Raw genomic sequence first — 16928 nt, forward strand, 5'->3', positions numbered from 1 at the left:
GTGAGGATAACGGGCGTCCCTGCCCGTACGGGCTTAGTGACCGCCCTTCTCTTCGGCGTCCAGCACCACTTCTTCCGGGCGCAACAGCGAGATAACGCGGAAGATCAGCGCCAGCAGCACGCCGACCAGCGTCGCCAGCGCCATGCCTTTCAGCTCCGCGGCGCCGATGTGCACTTTCGCTCCGCTGACGCCGATGATGAGGATAACCGAGGTGAGGATCAGGTTTTGCGCTTTGCTGTAGTCCACTTTGGATTCGATCAGCACGCGGATGCCTGACGCGCCGATAACGCCATAGAGCAGCAGCGACACGCCGCCCATGACCGGCACCGGGATCGCCTGAATCGCCGCCGCCAGCTTGCCGACGCACGACAGCAGGATCGCGATGATCGCCGCGCCGCCGATTACCCAGGTGCTGTAGACGCGGGTAATCGCCATTACGCCGATGTTTTCGCCGTAGGTGGTGTTCGGCGTCGAGCCGAAAAAGCCGGAAATCACGGTGGAAAGGCCGTTAGCGAACATCGAGCGGTGCAGGCCGGGATCGCGGATCAGATCTTTTTTCACGATATTGGCGGTCACCACCAGATGACCGACATGCTCGGCAATCACCACCAGCGCGGCGGGCAGAATGGTCAGCATCGCCGCCCACTCAAAGCGCGGCGTATAGAAAGTCGGCAGCGCGAACCAGGGAGCATTGTAGACCGGCGTCCAGTCGACGATGCCCATAACGAACGAAAGCGCGTAGCCTGCCACCACGCCCACCAGAATAGGGATAATGGCGAGGAAGCCGCGGAACAGCACCGAGCCGAACACCGTCACGCCCAGCGTTACCAGCGAGATAGTAATGGTGGTGCTGTCGGGACTCGCGCCTTCTGCCGGCAGCAGTCCCGCCATATTGGCCGCCACGCCCGCCAGCTCCAGACCGATAACCGCCACGATCGCGCCCATCGCCGCTGGCGGAAACATTACGTCGATCCAGCCGGTGCCAGCCTTTTTCACAATCAGCGCCACGATGCAGAACAGCACGCCGCACAGGATAAAGCCGCCCAGCGCCAGCTCATAGCCGAGCGGCAAGAGCAGCAGCACCGGCGAGATAAAGGCGAAGCTGGAGCCGAGATAGGCGGGAATTTTGCCTTTGCAGATAAAAAGATAAAGCAGCGTGCCGACGCCGTTGAACAACAGCACCGTCGCCGGGTTGATATGAAACAGGATCGGCACCAGCACCGTTGCGCCGAACATGGCGAACAGATGTTGCAGGCTGAGCGGTATGGTTTGCAGTAGCGGCGGTCGTTCGCTGACGCCAATGGCGCGACGAGTCATCATTTATCCCCTTCAACGTTTATTTTTGCCAAAAAAAAGCCGACTCTCTGGTCGGCTGATTCAGTTACTTCGTTCCGAAAATCTTGTCGCCGGCATCGCCCAGCCCCGGAATGATATACCCCTTTTCATTCAGGCCGCGATCTACCGACGCGGTATAGAGCTCAACGTCCGGATGCGCCTTCTCCAGCGCGGCGATGCCCTCCGGCGCGGCCACCAGAACCAGCACCTTGATGCTGCTGCAGCCCGCTTTTTTCAGCAGATCGATGGTGGCGATCATCGAGCCGCCCGTGGCCAGCATCGGGTCGACCACCAGCGCCAGGCGCTCTTCGATGTTGGAGACCAGCTTCTGGAAATAGGGCACCGGCTCCAGCGTCTCTTCGTCGCGGTAGACCCCGACCACGCTGATGCGCGCGCTCGGCACATGCTCCAGCACCCCTTCCATCATCCCCAGACCGGCGCGCAGAATCGGCACGACGGTGATTTTTTTACCTTTGATTTGATCGATTTCCACCGGGCCGTTCCAGCCTTCGATGGTGACGCGCTCGGTTTCCAGGTCGGCGGTGGCTTCGTAGGTCAGCAGGCTGCCGACTTCCGACGCCAGCTCGCGGAAGCGCTTGGTACTGATATCGTGCTCACGCATCAAGCCCAGTTTATGTTTGACCAGCGGGTGTTTGACTTCCACGATCTTCATTGGTGTTCTCCCGGAATGAGTTGAGCTAAAAAAAAATCGCGGGATTATACCGCCTTTTCGCAAGTGCGCCATATGTCGTTGCGCAAAGAGGCTAAGTTTTGATCCGTCATTCAAGGATTGATGAAAATCGTCCGGCGCGCAATTTGACCAGGCAATGGGACTCGCAAACGTTTGCCTGCGCTGTTAGAATTGCCGCGCTTTTTGTTAACCACCAACCGCAATCGCGTGGGGATTCCGCAGTGACCGACAAGACCTCTCTCAGCTACAAAGACGCCGGCGTTGATATCGATGCTGGTAATGCTCTGGTTGATCGTATTAAAGGCGTAGTGAAAAAGACCCGTCGCCCGGAAGTGATGGGTGGGCTGGGCGGTTTCGGCGCCCTTTGCGCGCTGCCGCAGAAATATCGCGAGCCGGTGCTGGTCTCCGGAACCGACGGCGTCGGCACCAAGCTGCGTCTGGCGATGGATCTGAAGCGCCATGACGCTATCGGCATCGATCTGGTCGCCATGTGCGTGAACGATCTGGTGGTTCAGGGCGCGGAGCCGCTGTTTTTCCTCGACTATTACGCCACCGGCAAGCTGGACGTCGAGACCGCCTCTTCCGTTATCACCGGCATCGCCGAGGGCTGTCTGCAGTCCGGCTGCGCGCTGGTAGGCGGCGAAACCGCTGAAATGCCGGGCATGTACCACGGCGAAGATTACGACGTGGCGGGATTCTGCGTCGGCGTGGTTGAGAAATCTGAAATTATCGACGGCTCAAAAGTGCAGGACGGCGACGTGCTGATCGCGCTGGGCTCCAGCGGCCCGCACTCTAACGGCTATTCGCTGGTGCGCAAAATCCTGGAGGTAAGCCAGACCGATCCGCTGACGAAACAGCTGGACGGCCGCCCGCTGGCGGACCACCTGCTGGAACCGACCCGCATCTACGTGAAAAATATTCTCAGCCTGATCGAGCAGGTGGATGTGCATGCGATTGCGCATCTGACCGGCGGCGGCTTCTGGGAAAATATTCCGCGCGTGCTGCCGGATCATACCCAGGCGGTGATCGACGAGAAGAGCTGGGAATGGCCCGCGGTCTTTGACTGGCTGCAGCAGGCGGGCAACGTCAGTCGCCACGAGATGTACCGCACCTTTAACTGCGGCGTCGGCATGGTGATCGCCCTGAGCGCCGCCGAAGCCGACAAGGCGGTAGAGCTGATGCGCGCCGCGGGAGAAAAAGCCTGGAAGATCGGCGTGATCAAGGCGTCAGATGCGGAAGAGCGCGTGGTTATTAACGCATGAAAAAGCTGGTTGTACTGATCTCCGGCAACGGAAGCAATCTTCAGTCCATCCTCGACGCCTGCGCAAGCGGGCGGATTAACGGCAGCGTCGCTGCCGTTTTCAGTAATAAAGCGACCGCTTACGGGCTGACGCGCGCGCGCGACGCGGGCGTGCCTGCCCATGCGCTGGCGGCGGGCGATTTTCCCGATCGCGAAGCCTTCGATCATCAGCTGATGCGGGAGATCGACGCGTACGCGCCGGATCTGGTGGTGCTGGCGGGCTATATGCGCATCCTGAGCAGCGCCTTTGTCGCGCATTATCAGGATCGCCTGCTCAATATCCACCCTTCCCTGCTGCCGAAATACCCAGGCCTGCACACCCATCGTCAGGCGCTGGCGAACGGCGACGCCGAACACGGCACTTCGGTGCATTTCGTGACCGACGAGCTGGACGGCGGCCCGGTGATACTGCAGGCTCGCGTGCCGGTCTTCCCTGACGACAGTGAAGACGAGGTTACCGCGCGCGTGCAGCATCAGGAGCATGCGATCTATCCGCTGGTAATTAGCTGGTTTGTCGAGGGTCGGTTAGCGATGCGCGAAGGCAAGGCCTGGCTGGATAATCAGCCGCTGCCGCCGCAGGGCTACGCGTACGACTAAGGCATAAAGCTGTTTGATTCATCCGTGCTTACGTAGATGGCATGGACCGATCGCCAGGCCGCTCAAGGTATCCATACGCGCTCGGCCTGCGCGGACACGCACCTCCTCCCTGAGGTGCGCCCGTAAACGGGCCAGCGCTCTGCGCTGTTCAAAAACGCTCCCGGCGTTTTTGTCCCTGGCGCAGGCCGCTTTGCTCTTCTGCCCATGCCAGCTACGTTTTGACTTTGTTAGCTGCCTGTGAGAACACGTACCGCTACCTCAGCCGTAGCGCCCGGTAATGTAATCCTCGGTGCGCCGGTTGCGCGGCGAGGTAAAGATGCGATCCGTTTCATCAAACTCCACCACCGCGCCCTGATGCATAAAGGCGGTGTAGTCAGAGACGCGCGACGCCTGCTGCATATTGTGGGTGACCAGCACCAGCGTGAAGTGCTGCTTCAGCGTGGTCATCAGCTCTTCAATCACCAGCGTCGAGATAGGATCGAGCGCCGACGTCGGCTCGTCCAGCAGCAGGACTTCTGGTTCAATCGCGATGGCGCGCGCGATCACCAGTCGCTGCTGCTGGCCGCTGGAGAGCGTGAGCGCGTTCTGGCCCAGCTGATCTTTCACCTCGCTCCACAGCGCCGCGGCACGCAGCGCGCGTTCGCACGCCTCGTTCAGCACTCGCCTGTCGCGCACGCCCTGCAGCCGCAGGCCATACACCACATTTTCATAAATCGACTTAGGAAATGGATTGGGCCGCTGAAACACCATGCCAATGCGGCGGCGCAGCGCCGAGAGATCCTGCGCCGGCTGCATAATGTCGTGGCTGCCCAGCAGAATTTCGCCTTCGATCCGGCAGCTATCCACCACGTCGTTCATGCGATTAAAACAGCGCAGCAGCGTCGATTTGCCGCAGCCGGAAGGCCCAATCAGCGCGGTAATGCGCTTCTCGGGAATACGCAGCGAAATATCATGCAGCGCCTGTCGTTCGCCATACCATAACGAAAGGTGGTTTAGCGTCAGCGCCGTTTCGGTATCGGGCATCATAGTCATCATCTTTTATTGGGTCATCAGCCGGTAGCGTTCGCGCAGCCGATGACGCAGCGCCATCGCCAGCAGGTTGAGCGACAGAATAATCGTCACCAGCAGCAGCGCCGTGGCGTAGACCAGCGGGCGATCCGCCTCGACGTTGGGACTCTGAAAGGCGAGATCGTAAATCTGGAAGCCGAGGTGCATAAATTTTCGGTCAAGATGCAGCCAGGGAAAGACCGCGTCGACCGGCAGCTCCGGCACCATCTTCACTACGCCCACCAGCATTAGCGGCGCGGTCTCTCCCGCCGCGCGCGCCACCGCCAGAATCAGGCCGGTGAGCATCGCCGGCAGCGCCATCGGCAGCACCACGTGCCACAGCGTCTCCGCCTGGGTGGCGCCCAGCGCCAGCGAGCCCTGACGCAGCGAGTCAGGGATGCGCGACAGCCCCTCTTCGGTGGCGACGATCACTACCGGCAGCGTTAGCAGCGCCAGCGTCAGCGACGCCCACAGCAGCCCCGGCGTGCCGAAGGTGGGATTGGGCAACGAGCGGGAAAAGAAGAGCTGATCGAGCGTGCCGCCTGCCAGCCAGACGAAAAAGCCCAGCCCGAACACGCCATACACGATCGACGGCACGCCCGCCAGATTGACCACCGCAATGCGTACCAGCCGCGTCAGGGCGTTGCGCCCGGCATACTCATGCAGCCAGATAGCGGCGATAACGCCCAACGGCATCACCACCAGCGACATCAGCAGCACCATCAGTACGGTGCCGAAAATCGCCGGAAACGCGCCGCTGTCGCTCTCGCCGTCCGCGGGCGAGTCGCTGACGAAATGCCAGATCTGACGCAGCGTGTGGGCCAGTTTCTGCTGCGCGTTCATCGCGTTAGGACGCCAGGCTTCGACCACCTGCGCCAGCGGAATGGCGTGCTCGCGGTGCTGCGCGTCGCGCAGGATCAGCACGTCGCGCTGGCTCTCGCGCTGCAGATCGGCCAGCCGGCTGCTGAGCCGGGCGAAGCGGCGCTGTAGCGCCGCCTGGTTCGCCTCAAATTCCGACAGCGCACGCGTATCGAACTGCTGCTGCTGCCGCAGCCGATCGGCGCGCGCGTCCAGCGCCGCCAGCTGATCGTTGAGCCGCGTCAGATCGACATGACGAATGCGCTGAATTTTGTGCAGCAGTTCGCGCACCTGGCCCAGCCGCTGATGCAGCAGCGCATCGGGATCGCGCGCCGTCAGTGCCTCATTATCTTCGCGCAGGCCGGCGAACCAACCGTAAGCGTTGCCGCCGCTGCGCCGCTGCAGCACCATCACCTCTTTCGGCTGGCTGACCCTGAGCGCCTCGCGCGCATAGATCACGCGGAAATCGGGCGCGTCCCAGTCGCGATTGCCGGTTTTGATCAGGTAGCGGTGAACGTGGCTGACCGGCGGCAACGCCTCACCTTCCGCCGCGGGCGCGGGAAAGTTCGGCTGATGCTCCAGGGTTTCACCCAGCAGCGCCGTGTTCTGTTCTTCCGGCTGCGTCAGCTGATAGAGGTCGACGCGCTGCGGCCAGAAGGCGCGCATTCCCTGCCACGCCAGCAGCGCAATCAGCAGGGTAAAGGCCAGCAGGCAGACGGCGACCGCGCCTGCGGTCAGCCAGCGCCAGCGGTCGTTTTGTCGCATCGTCTTCATGCCTGGCCCTCATGCTGCCCGTATCGCTGGCGCAGGCGCTGGCGGATCAGCTCGGCCAGCGTGTTGATGATCAGGGTAAAGATCAGCAGCATCAGCGCGCTGAGAAAGAGTATCCGGTAGTGCGCGCTGCCTGCCGCAGCTTCCGGCATCTCGATGGCGATATTAGCGGAAAGCGCGCGTAGCCCGGAGAAGAGACCGCCCTGACTCTGCGGCGTGTTGCCGGTCGCCATCAGCACTATCATGGTTTCGCCGACCGCGCGGCCAAAGCCGATCATCAGCGCGGCGAAAATCCCCGCCGACGCCCCTGGCAGCACCACACGCGTCAGGGTCTGCCACGGCGTAGCGCCCAGCGCCAGCGACCCTTGCCCCAGCGCCGCGGGCACGCTGAACAGCGCATCCTCCGACAGGGTGAAAATCAGCGGCACCAGCGCAAAGCCCATCGCCAGCCCGGCCACCAGCAGGTTGCGCTGCTCGTAGTGCGGCAGCCACTCCGCGGCGTCGCGCATCAGAAAGGTCGGAACGATCAGGGTGCCCAGCGTCACGACCAGCAGCAGCGGCAGCAGCAGCATCACCTCGCGTCCCGGCTGACGCCAGCGCGGCGGCAGATGTCGGCTGAGCGCGCCGCAGATTAGCAGCGTGGCCGCCAGTGTCAGCGGCAGCAGCAAGACCCCGAGCAGCGCCTGGCTGATATGCGGCGCCAGCCAGAGTCCGGCAATAAGCCCGATCACCACGCTGGGCAGCGCGCCCATCATCTCAATCGCCGGCTTGACCCAGCGGCGCAGTCCTGGCGCCATAAACCAGGCGGTGTACATCGCGGCCGCCAGCGCCAGCGGCGTGGCGAACAGCAGCGACAGCGCCGCCGCTTTCAGCGTGCCGACGACCATCGGCATAAAGCTGAACTTGGCCTGATAGCTGTCTGCGGCGTTGGTGGACTGCCAGACCCAGTCCGGCGCGGGATAGTTTTCGTACCAGATTTTTTGCCAGAAGCTGCGCCAGCTGACGTCCGGCCAGGGATTATCGATACGCAATACCTGCCAGCTTCCGGCGCGCTCCAGCAGCAGCGCGTCGCCGCGCGGCGAGAAGGCAGCGCGCGTTACGCCGGGCGCCAGCTGACGCTGCAGGATCGGGCCGGGCTGCTTGCTGGCGAACAGCTTCAGCGCGCCGTCAGGCTCCAGGGTGGCGAAGACGCGACGCTGCGGTTCCGTGATCATCGCCGCGGTCGGGCTGCTGCCGACGAAGGTGCGGATTTCATGCAGTCGCGGCCCTTCCTCGCTGGCGATAGTGAACCACTGCGTCACGCCGCGTCCATCCTGAATTAATAAACTCCGCCCGCCCGCCAGCAGATGCAGGCTGCGCGGCGGCTGCGCCAGGGTTACGGTTTCGCGCAGGGTCGCGCGATCGTCGTCAAGCTGCCAGACGCGCAACACATTGCCTTCGCTGGCATAGAGCAGATCGCCCTGCGGCGACAGCAGCAGATGGTCGGCATGCCCCTGCGGCAGATCGACCGCGCGCGGCGCCTGCTGAGGCGCGAGCGTCAGGACGCTGAGCCCCTTCTCAGTCAGAAGGGCGATACGCCATTTATTTTCATTCAGCGTCGCCAGCGCCATCATTTTCACCGCGCCGCCAGGCAGGTTCAAAGGCGTATCGCCGAGCGGAAAGCGCCAGTCGCCCTCTGCGGGCTGCAGCAGCATCAGCCCGCTTTGCGCGCTCAGCAACAGCGTGCGGCCATCGGCGCTGCTCACCGCCTGCTGCGGCGTCGGACGCAGCATCAGCGGCGTTTCGGCGGGCTGACCGTTAAGCGGAATAAAGCGCGCCGCACCGTCGCGTCCGATACGCCAGCCCCGATCGCCCTGATTACCGATCATCAGCGCGGGCTGGCTGTCCCATAGCTGCTGTGTGGCCTGCGTATGAAGGCCCGGCGCGGCGAACAGCGGCAGGACCACCCAAATCAACCAGAAAAAGAGCAGCAGCATCAGCAGCAGAATAGCGATGCCGCAGGACGTGACCATGCGCCGCGTAAAGCGATCGATAGCGCGGCGACGGCGGTCGCTGAAGTTGACGGGAATATGCTTTAGGCTCATGCGGCTCTGAATGAGATCGGTATTAAGCCGCTATGTTGCCCGTAGCTGGTTGATAAGACAACTATTGACGTTGGACAAGGTTGCCATACTCTCGCCATAATGATGATGGACACTGGTTCTTTAAGTCCTGCGAACGCGATATGGAGTCAGAATGGGTCAGGAAAAGCTGTATATAGAAAAAGAATTAAGCTGGTTATCCTTCAACGAGCGCGTTTTACAGGAAGCGGCCGATAAAACCAACCCGCTGATCGAACGTATGCGTTTTCTGGGGATCTATTCCAATAACCTTGATGAGTTCTACAAGGTACGCTTTGCCGACCTTAAACGCCGCATCCTGATCGGCGAGGAGCAGGGATCGCCAGGCCTGCCGCGCCATCTGCTGAAGAAAATTCAGCAGCGCGTGATGAAGTCGGAACAGGAATTCGACGGCCTCTATAACGAACTGCTGCTGGAGCTGGCGCGCAATCAAATCTTTTTGATTAACGAACGCCAGCTTTCCGCCAATCAGCAGGTGTGGCTGCGTCACTATTTCAAACACGATTTACGCCAGCACATCACGCCGATTCTGATTAATCACGACACCGATCTCACTGAATTCCTGAAGGATGATTACACCTATCTGGCAGTAGAGATCATTCGCGGCGACGATATTCGCTATGCGCTGCTGGAGATCCCGTCCGACAAGGTTCCGCGCTTCATCAACCTGCCGGCTGAATCGCCGCGCCGCCGCAAACCGATGATCCTGCTGGACAACATTCTGCGTTACTGTCTCGACGATATCTTTAAAGGCTTCTTCGATTACGATGCGCTGAACGCCTACTCGATGAAGATGACGCGCGACGCGGAATACGATCTGGTGACGGAGATGGAGTCGAGCCTGCTGGAGCTGATGTCCTCAAGCCTGAAGCAGCGTCTGACCGCCGAGCCGGTGCGCTTCGTCTATCAGCGTGATATGCCGGATGCCATGGTGGAGCTGCTGCGTAATAAGCTGACCATCTCCAACTACGACTCCATCGTGCCGGGCGGCCGCTACCATAACTTCAAAGACTTTATCGGCTTCCCGGACGTAGGCAAAAGCAACCTGGTTAACCGGCCGCTGCCGCAGATCCGTCACATCGGCTTTGACGGCTTCCGCAACGGCTTCGACGCCATTCGCGACCGCGATATTCTGCTCTACTACCCCTACCACACCTTTGAGCACGTGCTGGAGCTGCTGCGCCAGGCGTCGTTCGACCCGAGCGTGCTGGCGATCAAAATCAACATCTATCGCGTGGCGAAGCGCTCGCGCATCATGGATGCGATGATACACGCCGCCTATAACGGCAAAAAAGTCACCGTGGTGGTAGAGCTTCAGGCGCGCTTCGACGAAGAGGCCAATATTTCGTGGGCCAAGCGCTTAACCGAAGCGGGCGTGCACGTTATTTTCTCCGCGCCGGGCCTGAAAATTCACGCCAAACTGTTCCTGATCTCGCGCCGGGAAGGCGACGAAGTGGTGCGCTACGCCCATATCGGTACCGGCAACTTTAATGAGAAAACCGCGCGCCTTTATACCGACTATTCGCTGCTCACCGCCGATGCGCGCATTACTAACGAAGTGCGCCGGGTATTTAACTTTATTGAGAACCCCTATCGCCCGGTAAGCTTCGAGCATCTGATGGTCTCACCGCAAAACTCGCGCCAGATGCTCTATCAGCTGGTGGATGCGGAAATCGCCAATGCGCAGCAGGGTCGTCCGTGTGGGATTACGCTGAAAATTAACAACCTGGTGGATAACGGTCTGGTCGATCGCCTCTACGCAGCGTCGGGCGCAGGCGTGAAGGTGAATCTGCTGGTGCGCGGCATGTGCTCACTGATTCCCGACTTGCCCGGGATCAGTGAAAATATCCGCGTGATCAGTATCGTTGATCGCTATCTTGAGCACGATCGCGTCTATATTTTCGAAAATGGCGGCGACAAAAAAGTCTTCCTTTCTTCCGCTGACTGGATGACGCGCAACATTGATCATCGCATCGAAGTGGCGGTATCGATCCTCGATCCGCGCGTGAAGCAACGCATTCTGGACATTATCGCTATTCTGTTTAGTGATACGGTGAAAGCGCGTATCGTTGATAAAGAGTTGGGGAACCGCTATGTTCCGCGCGGCAATCGTCGTAAGGTCCGCTCTCAACTGGCGATTTATGATTACATTAAGAAACTGGAACAGCCTGAATAATCTATGCCCATATCTCATAAAAGTACGCCGAGACCGCAAGAATTTGCGGCAATCGATCTTGGCTCAAACAGCTTTCATATGGTCATTGCGCGCGTGGTGGATGGCGCTCTGCAGGTGCTTGGCCGTCTGAAGCAGCGCGTGCATCTGGCTGACGGTCTCGACAGCAAAAATCGCCTGAGCGAAGAGGCGATAGAGCGCGGGCTGAGCTGCCTGGCGCTGTTTGCCGAGCGGTTGCAGGGCTTCAGCGCCAGCAACGTCACCATTGTCGGCACGCACACGCTGCGTCAGGCGGTGAATGCGGAAGAGTTTCTGCGGCGCGCGGCCGAGGTGATCCCCTACCCTATCGAGGTCATCTCCGGCCATGAAGAGGCGCGCCTGATTTTTATGGGCGTCGAACATACCCAGCCGGAAAAAGGCCGCAAGCTGGTGATCGACATCGGCGGCGGATCGACCGAACTGGTGATCGGCGAAAACTTCGAACCGCAGCTGGTCGAGAGCCGCCGCATGGGCTGCGTCAGTTTCGCTCAGCTCTACTTCCCTAACGGCGAGATCAGCCGCGAAAACTTCCGCCGCGCGCGTCTGGCGGCGGCGCAGAAGCTGGAGACGCTGGCGTGGCAGTATCGCCTGCACGGCTGGCAGTATGCGCTGGGCGCGTCGGGCACCATTAAGGCGGCGTGCGAAGTGCTGCTGGCGATGGGCGAGAAAGAGAAAATGATCACGCCGGAGCGGCTGGATATGCTCTACGACGAGGTGATGAAGCATAAATCTTTCAGCGCGCTGAGCCTGCCGGGCCTCTCTGAAGAGCGTAAATCGGTATTCGTGCCGGGTCTGGCGATTATCTGCGGCGTGTTCGACGCGCTGGCGATCCGCGAGCTGCGTCTCTCGGACGGCGCGCTGCGCGAAGGCGTGCTTTACGAGATGGAGGGCCGCTTCCGCCATCAGGATATCCGCAGCCGTACGGCGCAGAGCCTGGCGAACCACTACGCGATCGATAACGACCAGGCGCGCCGCGTGCTGGATACCACCGATCAGCTCTATCTGCAGTGGCGCGATCAAAATCCTAAGCTGGCGAACCCGCAGCTGGCGGCGCTGCTGAAGTGGGCGGCGATGCTGCACGAAGTGGGCCTCACCATCAATCACAGCGGCATGCAGCGCCACTCCGCCTATATCCTGCAAAACACCAATCTGCCTGGCTTTAACCAGGATCAGCAAACGCTGCTGGCGGCGCTGGTACGCTTTCATCGCAAAGCCGTCAAGGTCGAGGATCTGCCGCGCGTGACGCTGTTCAAGAAAAAACAGTTTTTGCCGCTGCTCTTCCTGCTGCGCCTTGGCACCTTACTCAACAATCAGCGTCAGGCGACTACGCGTCCCGACTCGCTTAAGCTGACCACCGACGAAGGCCACTGGACGCTGACGTTTCCGGCGGGCTATTTCAGCCAGAATAACCTGGTGCAGCTCGATCTGGAGCGTGAGCAGACCTACTGGACCGAGGTCACCGGCTGGAAGCTGACGCTGGAAGAAGAAGCCTGAGGAGATGGGCGCCTGCGCCCATCTGATAAAAGCGAACCATGATTAAAGAAAACTATTTTGCCGAAACCTATGGCCTGACGCCGACCCACTCTGAAGTGCTGGCGGCGCTGCCTCATCTGAATCCAGGCAAAGCGCTGGATCTCGGCTGCGGCAACGGCCGCAACAGCCTGTTTCTGAGTCAGAACGGCTTTGACGTCACCGCCTGGGATCACAATCCCGCCAGCCTGGCGCGTCTTGAGCAGATCGTCGCTCAGGAAGGGATTACCAATATTCATTCCGAGCAGCGCGACCTCAACCAGACGCGTTTTAACGGCGGCTACACCTTTGTGCTCTCCACCGTGGTAATGATGTTCCTGCAGCCGGAGACCATTCCGCAGCTGATCGCCGATATGCAGGCGAGCACGGTAAGAGACGGGCATAACCTGATTGTTGCGGCGATGAGCACCGACGATTATCCCTGCCCGCTCGCGTTCCCCTTTACCTTTAAATCGGGCGAGCTGAGCCACTACTACCGCAACTGGCACATCCTGAAATATAACGAACATGTCGGCCAGCTGCATAAGCGCGACGAACAGGGCAACCGTATCAGCTGCCGCTTCGCCACGCTGCTGGCGCAAAAAGCCAGCCTGTAAAGCGGGGCTGCGCAGGCGGCCCCTTCACCCTGCTCTTTTTTTAATCATTGATTGATTTCGACGCAGCGTTATGACTAAATATTGCCATCGCCCATAAGGGTCATTACAGGAAACACCTCGCGTGAACAGCGCCATCCCTTCCCGAAGACGTGCCAAAACCAGTTCCTTTACCCGGATCGTTTTACTGATTAGCTTTATTATTCTCTTCAGCCGCCTGATCTTTATCCTGCCTGCCGCTTTTGAACATCATCAGCAGAAAAAAGCTGCGCCGGACGCCGCCCCGTTGAGCACCGCTATCCGCGACAGCCGTTAACCTTTTATGTCCTCTGCATCTTCCAGCTAAACGCAGTCTGAATAACCGCGTCTTTTTTTGCGTCCTTTTGCGAGGCGAAACGCTACACTTCGTGCTGTAACTTTCAGACACAAAGGACTCGTTATGTCTGCCTCGCATACTCAACGTTTAAGTGAAATTCGTCATCGCATTCTGACGCTGCTGCTCAGTGAGCCGGATCTGGTGGACGCGCTGCTGGAGAAATCTGGCGATCGCAGCCCTGAACAGCAACGTGAAAATGCGGCGCACCAGGCTGCGCTGGAGCAGGATATCGCTCAGCTGCACGCAGCGGATTTAGCCGATATCCTCGAAGCGCTGCCGGAAGAGGCGCGCCAGGCGCTGTGGCGGCTGGTGCCCGTCGCGAAACGCGGCCATGTGCTGGTTGAAGCGTCGGAAACCGTCTGGGCCAGCCTGACGGAAGAGATGAGCGACCGCGACATTCTGCGCGCCATCGAACCGCTCGATATTGACGATCAGGTGTGGCTGGCGCGCTACCTGCCGCGCGACCTGACTGGTCGTCTGCTCGCCTCACTGGAGCCAGGCCAGCGCGCACGCGTGCTCAGCGTGGTCGATTTCGATCGCGATCGCGTCGGGCGCATTATGGATTTCAATATCCTGACGGTGCGCGCCGACGTCACGCTGGCGACGGTGCAGCGCTATCTGCGCCACCGAAAAAGCATGCCGAACGGCACAGACAAGATTTTTATTACCGATGATGACAACCTGCTGCTGGGCGAGCTTTCACTGACCGATATTCTGCTCAACAAGCCGAAAAAACGCGTTGAGGAGGTGATGAACACCTCGCCCACCACCTTCCAGCTCAACGACAAGGCCGAAGACGCAGCGGGCGCTTTTGAGCGCTATAACCTTATCTCCGCCGCGGTCATCGACGCCAAAGGCAAGCTGATCGGACGCGTTACCATTGAGGACGTGGTCGACCTGGTCAACGAAGAGAATGAGAGCAATATTCGCCGCATGGGCGGTATCAGTCAGGAAGAGGATGTGTTCGCGCCGGTGCGCAAAGCGGTGCGTCGCCGCTGGGCCTGGCTGGCGATCAATCTCTGCACCGCCTTTATCGCGTCGCGCGTTATCGGTTTGTTTGAAGAGACCATCTCGCAGCTGGTGGCGCTGGCGACGCTGATGCCGATTGTCGCCGGCATCGGCGGCAACACCGGCAACCAGACCATTACCATGATTGTGCGCGCGCTGGCGCTGCATCAGGTCGAGCCTGGCAACTTCTCGTTTCTGATTGCGCGCGAGCTGGGCGTGGCGCTGCTTAACGGCCTGTTCTGGGGCGGCACCATGGGGCTGATCACCTGGCTGATGTATGACAATCTGGAACTGGGCGGCGTCATGATGCTGGCGATGGTGCTGAATTTGCTGCTGGCGGCGCTAATGGGCGTCTTGATCCCGCTGATCATGACCAAACTGAAGCGCGACCCGGCGGTAGGCTCCAGCGTACTGATTACCGCCATTACCGATACCGGCGGCTTCTTTATTTTCCTTGGTCTGGCGACGCTGTTTCTGCTGCATCACTGATTGCCGACGTCAGCGGCGGCGGCGAGGCAGTGCGCATAGCGCTGCATCGCCTGCTGCAGGTTGAGCAGCAGCGTCACCTGCGCCAGATCGCGCGTCTCAGCAGGAATGGCGTAGTTGCCGCGCTGCTCCAGCCATTCCAGCACGTCCGCCAGATGCCAGAGCGCGGTTTTGCCGTCGTGTACCGGCTGTGGGAAGTGCGAGCTGTGGCTCAGCATTAGCTTGCGCATATTCTGGCGAGAAACGCCGATGATGTCGGCCACGTCGGTCAGGCCGACAAAGTCGGGCGCCGCTTCGATGAGCTGCGCGTCCGGCACCGCGTTCTGTACCTGCTGGATGGCGCTCAGCACCGCCCGCTTCGCGCTGGAGGCGTCACGCGTAAACTCCAGCGCCACTTTTCCTGGCACGCCTAACCCAACCAGCGCATCGTCGCAGCCCGCTTCGATGAGCCGCTGCAGCAGTTGTTCTTCCGGCAAAAGCGGTTTCGGCAAATGAAAACGCAGCGTAAAGATATATTCCATGTTGGCTCCTTAATGCAGTTTGCGCACCGCAATACATTTATCGACTACCCGCCGCAGCGCACGCGCATGGTTAAAGGCATTGCGCGGCGTGCTCCAGATCACGCTGATGCAAAACTCTCCGCAGCGGCATGACGCCGAATGCGTAGGACAATACATTTTGCCCCAGCCATGATGTCCCATCGTCACTATCTGCCATCCGTAGGCTTCGGCATGACGCAGCGCTGCCTCGATCTCTTTATCTGGATGCCGTCTTCTTTCCATTTTTATGCACCTTACGCCGAATTTATCTGGTTGTCAACTGACAACCACGCCAGACAATTTTGTCTGCGCAGCAGCATGCCTCAAACCGCTTTAGTCGGGGAATATCATGGAAAATCATGGAAGAGGCGCCGCAAAAAATGTTATGCAGGGGCACGCGGCGCGCCCTACACTTCCTTAACAACCAAGGAGAAAAGCATGTTTAAACCCGATGATTTTGTGCAGTCGAAAACCGGCGGCCCGAAGATGCTGGTGCTGCGCGTGGAAGGCGAGACGTTATGGTGCGCGCGCGTCGATGACGCCACGAAAAAAGAGATCGAGGTAAAGGCGGACAGCGTCAACCTCTACCATGAAGAGGGCGACTTCGGCGTTTGCTGACGCCTGCGCCGGGCGTCAGCCCGGCGGATTGTCCTGCTGCACGTTGTCGCCGCCAATGCCGCCAATAAATGGCAGACGCAGGCGCAGCGGCGTAAAATCCACGCCCATATTCAGACCCAGCACGTTCAGCTCAAAGCCCTCTTCCGCGCCGAGCGTTACGCCGGCAACGCCCAGTACGGAAACCTGAATGCCGCGCCCCGACGGCGGCAGGCCAATTGGACGCCACAGCGGCCGGTAATCTTTGCCGAGCGCGTTGGCGGGCATGTCGAGTTTCAATGCCGGCACTTCGCGTCCGATATGGGCGAGAAAGGTATTGCTGTTCGGTCCCGGCCAGGCGTGATAGGTATTCGGCCAGGGATAGGAGCGGATCGCTGCCTCAATGCGCGGGATCATCGCCTCCGCCGCCTCGCCGCGGTGCTCTACCAGCAGACGCGGTTTCGCCCCATACCAGTAGCCGTCCGGCAAATTGCTGTTGCGCCGCACTTTATCGCCGCTGCCCCAGCTAATCACCTCATAACGGTTGTAGCGCGTCTCGCCCGCGCGCTTGAAGATAATCCACGGATGCACCGCCACCGCCCCTTTCCAGCCGTAGGTCGGCGCGGCGTAGACCTGCACGATCGCCTGCGCCGCGTAGCGCTGCGGATCGGGCGCCAGACCGGCGGAGTCGCGTCGCGCCGACCACCAGCCGCCCTGCCCGCCTGAGAGATCGCCGTGGCGCGTCGCCTGCGCCAGGCTGGCGCCCAGCGACAGCAGGATCACCAGCAGAATGCAGAGGCTCACGGCCTTGAGTGGCAGCATAGGTATTTCCTGGAGTGAAAAGCGGAAAGAAAATCGCCAGCCTCTCTGA

The 16928-nt window shown here is 60.3% G+C and carries 16 protein-coding genes; 8 read left to right on the plus strand and 8 right to left on the minus strand.

From position 1 onward, the window contains the following. Positions 1-33: 33 nt before the first annotated feature. Both uraA and upp read right to left on the minus strand, forming a co-directional pair. Positions 34-1317 (minus strand): uracil permease, encoded by a 1284-nt coding sequence (gene uraA / locus B3229_RS06310; RefSeq protein WP_048783926.1) that lies wholly within the window; start codon positions 1315-1317, stop codon positions 34-36. Positions 1318-1381: 64 nt separating this feature from the next. Then, positions 1382-2008, minus strand: a complete 627-nt coding sequence (upp, locus tag B3229_RS06315) for a uracil phosphoribosyltransferase (protein ID WP_033753846.1) — start codon at positions 2006-2008, stop codon at positions 1382-1384. Between the two features lie 239 nt (positions 2009-2247). Between upp and purM the strand changes: the two genes are divergently transcribed. Continuing rightward, positions 2248-3288 (plus strand): phosphoribosylformylglycinamidine cyclo-ligase, encoded by a 1041-nt coding sequence (gene purM / locus B3229_RS06320; protein WP_033753849.1) that lies wholly within the window; start codon positions 2248-2250, stop codon positions 3286-3288. Next, complete coding sequence (purN, locus tag B3229_RS06325; RefSeq protein WP_286870145.1) at positions 3285-3923, plus strand: phosphoribosylglycinamide formyltransferase; 639 nt, start codon at positions 3285-3287, stop codon at positions 3921-3923. Before purM ends, purN begins: the two co-directional genes overlap by 4 nt. A 258-nt stretch (positions 3924-4181) precedes the next feature. Here the strand turns inward: purN and pstB are convergent, their stop codons facing one another. From pstB to B3229_RS06340, 3 genes are read right to left on the minus strand one after another with little or no spacing between them, the layout of a single operon-like run. After that, positions 4182-4949, minus strand: coding sequence for a phosphate ABC transporter ATP-binding protein PstB (gene pstB, locus B3229_RS06330; protein WP_048783930.1), 768 nt, complete (start codon positions 4947-4949; stop codon positions 4182-4184). A 12-nt stretch (positions 4950-4961) separates the two neighbouring features. Further along, positions 4962-6602 (minus strand): phosphate ABC transporter permease PstA, encoded by a 1641-nt coding sequence (pstA, locus tag B3229_RS06335; RefSeq protein WP_286870146.1) that lies wholly within the window; start codon positions 6600-6602, stop codon positions 4962-4964. Further along, entirely contained in the window at positions 6599-8683 is a 2085-nt protein-coding gene (locus tag B3229_RS06340; RefSeq protein ID WP_286870147.1) for an ABC transporter permease subunit, read from the minus strand. Before B3229_RS06340 ends, pstA begins: the two co-directional genes overlap by 4 nt. Positions 8684-8834: 151 nt before the next feature. Here B3229_RS06340 and ppk1 point away from each other — a divergent pair, with 151 nt between their 5' ends. The 5 genes from ppk1 (at position 8835) to mgtE (ending at position 14927) form a co-directional block, all read left to right on the plus strand. Then, positions 8835-10895: a polyphosphate kinase 1 gene (gene ppk1, locus B3229_RS06345; RefSeq protein WP_033753863.1), complete on the plus strand. Its 2061-nt coding sequence runs from the start codon at positions 8835-8837 to the stop codon at positions 10893-10895. A 3-nt stretch (positions 10896-10898) separates the two neighbouring features. Further along, entirely contained in the window at positions 10899-12425 is a 1527-nt protein-coding gene (ppx, locus tag B3229_RS06350; RefSeq protein ID WP_033753865.1) for an exopolyphosphatase, read from the plus strand. A 38-nt stretch (positions 12426-12463) separates the two neighbouring features. Next, positions 12464-13057, plus strand: a complete 594-nt coding sequence (gene tehB, locus B3229_RS06355; RefSeq protein WP_048783936.1) for a tellurite resistance methyltransferase TehB — start codon at positions 12464-12466, stop codon at positions 13055-13057. A gap of 121 nt (positions 13058-13178) precedes the next feature. Then, positions 13179-13370, plus strand: a complete 192-nt coding sequence (locus B3229_RS06360) for a YfgG family protein (protein WP_033753871.1) — start codon at positions 13179-13181, stop codon at positions 13368-13370. 123 nt (positions 13371-13493) lie between these two features. Continuing rightward, positions 13494-14927 carry a magnesium transporter gene (gene mgtE, locus B3229_RS06365; RefSeq protein ID WP_048783940.1) on the plus strand — a complete coding sequence of 478 codons (1434 nt, stop codon included), beginning with the start codon at positions 13494-13496 and terminating at the stop codon, positions 14925-14927. Here the strand turns inward: mgtE and B3229_RS06370 are convergent. Continuing rightward, on the minus strand, positions 14921-15445 hold the full coding sequence (locus tag B3229_RS06370; protein WP_286870148.1) for a helix-turn-helix transcriptional regulator: 525 nt from the start codon (positions 15443-15445) through the stop codon (positions 14921-14923). The genes mgtE and B3229_RS06370 overlap by 7 nt on opposite strands. Before the next feature lie 9 nt (positions 15446-15454). Next, positions 15455-15706 carry a hypothetical protein gene (locus tag B3229_RS06375; protein ID WP_048783944.1) on the minus strand — a complete coding sequence of 84 codons (252 nt, stop codon included), beginning with the start codon at positions 15704-15706 and terminating at the stop codon, positions 15455-15457. Positions 15707-15901: 195 nt separating this feature from the next. Here B3229_RS06375 and B3229_RS06380 point away from each other — a divergent pair, with 195 nt between their 5' ends. Then, positions 15902-16081 carry a hypothetical protein gene (locus tag B3229_RS06380; protein WP_033753879.1) on the plus strand — a complete coding sequence of 60 codons (180 nt, stop codon included), beginning with the start codon at positions 15902-15904 and terminating at the stop codon, positions 16079-16081. A 15-nt stretch (positions 16082-16096) separates the two neighbouring features. Here the strand turns inward: B3229_RS06380 and B3229_RS06385 are convergent, their stop codons facing one another. Beyond that, positions 16097-16879 (minus strand): DUF3750 domain-containing protein, encoded by a 783-nt coding sequence (locus B3229_RS06385; RefSeq protein ID WP_033753881.1) that lies wholly within the window; start codon positions 16877-16879, stop codon positions 16097-16099. Positions 16880-16928: the final 49 nt, after the last annotated feature.

The organism is Pantoea sp. UBA5035 (assembly GCF_002415245.1).
GTDB lineage: Bacteria > Pseudomonadota > Gammaproteobacteria > Enterobacterales > Enterobacteriaceae > Pantoea > Pantoea septica.

Bases quoted from the DNA above. Each gene is read 5' to 3' on its own strand.
- uraA (WP_048783926.1), bottom strand. From the start codon at position 1,317: ATGACTCGTCGCGCCATTGGCGTCAGCGAACGACCGCCGCTACTGCAA.
- upp (WP_033753846.1), bottom strand. From the start codon at position 2,008: ATGAAGATCGTGGAAGTCAAACACCCGCTGGTCAAACATAAACTGGGC.
- purN (WP_286870145.1), top strand. From the start codon at position 3,285: ATGAAAAAGCTGGTTGTACTGATCTCCGGCAACGGAAGCAATCTTCAG.
- pstB (WP_048783930.1), bottom strand. From the start codon at position 4,949: ATGATGCCCGATACCGAAACGGCGCTGACGCTAAACCACCTTTCGTTA.
- pstA (WP_286870146.1), bottom strand. From the start codon at position 6,602: ATGAAGACGATGCGACAAAACGACCGCTGGCGCTGGCTGACCGCAGGC.
- B3229_RS06340 (WP_286870147.1), bottom strand. From the start codon at position 8,683: ATGAGCCTAAAGCATATTCCCGTCAACTTCAGCGACCGCCGTCGCCGC.
- ppk1 (WP_033753863.1), top strand. From the start codon at position 8,835: ATGGGTCAGGAAAAGCTGTATATAGAAAAAGAATTAAGCTGGTTATCC.
- ppx (WP_033753865.1), top strand. From the start codon at position 10,899: ATGCCCATATCTCATAAAAGTACGCCGAGACCGCAAGAATTTGCGGCA.
- tehB (WP_048783936.1), top strand. From the start codon at position 12,464: ATGATTAAAGAAAACTATTTTGCCGAAACCTATGGCCTGACGCCGACC.
- mgtE (WP_048783940.1), top strand. From the start codon at position 13,494: ATGTCTGCCTCGCATACTCAACGTTTAAGTGAAATTCGTCATCGCATT.
- B3229_RS06370 (WP_286870148.1), bottom strand. From the start codon at position 15,445: ATGGAATATATCTTTACGCTGCGTTTTCATTTGCCGAAACCGCTTTTG.
- B3229_RS06375 (WP_048783944.1), bottom strand. From the start codon at position 15,706: ATGGAAAGAAGACGGCATCCAGATAAAGAGATCGAGGCAGCGCTGCGT.
- B3229_RS06380 (WP_033753879.1), top strand. From the start codon at position 15,902: ATGTTTAAACCCGATGATTTTGTGCAGTCGAAAACCGGCGGCCCGAAG.
- B3229_RS06385 (WP_033753881.1), bottom strand. From the start codon at position 16,879: ATGCTGCCACTCAAGGCCGTGAGCCTCTGCATTCTGCTGGTGATCCTG.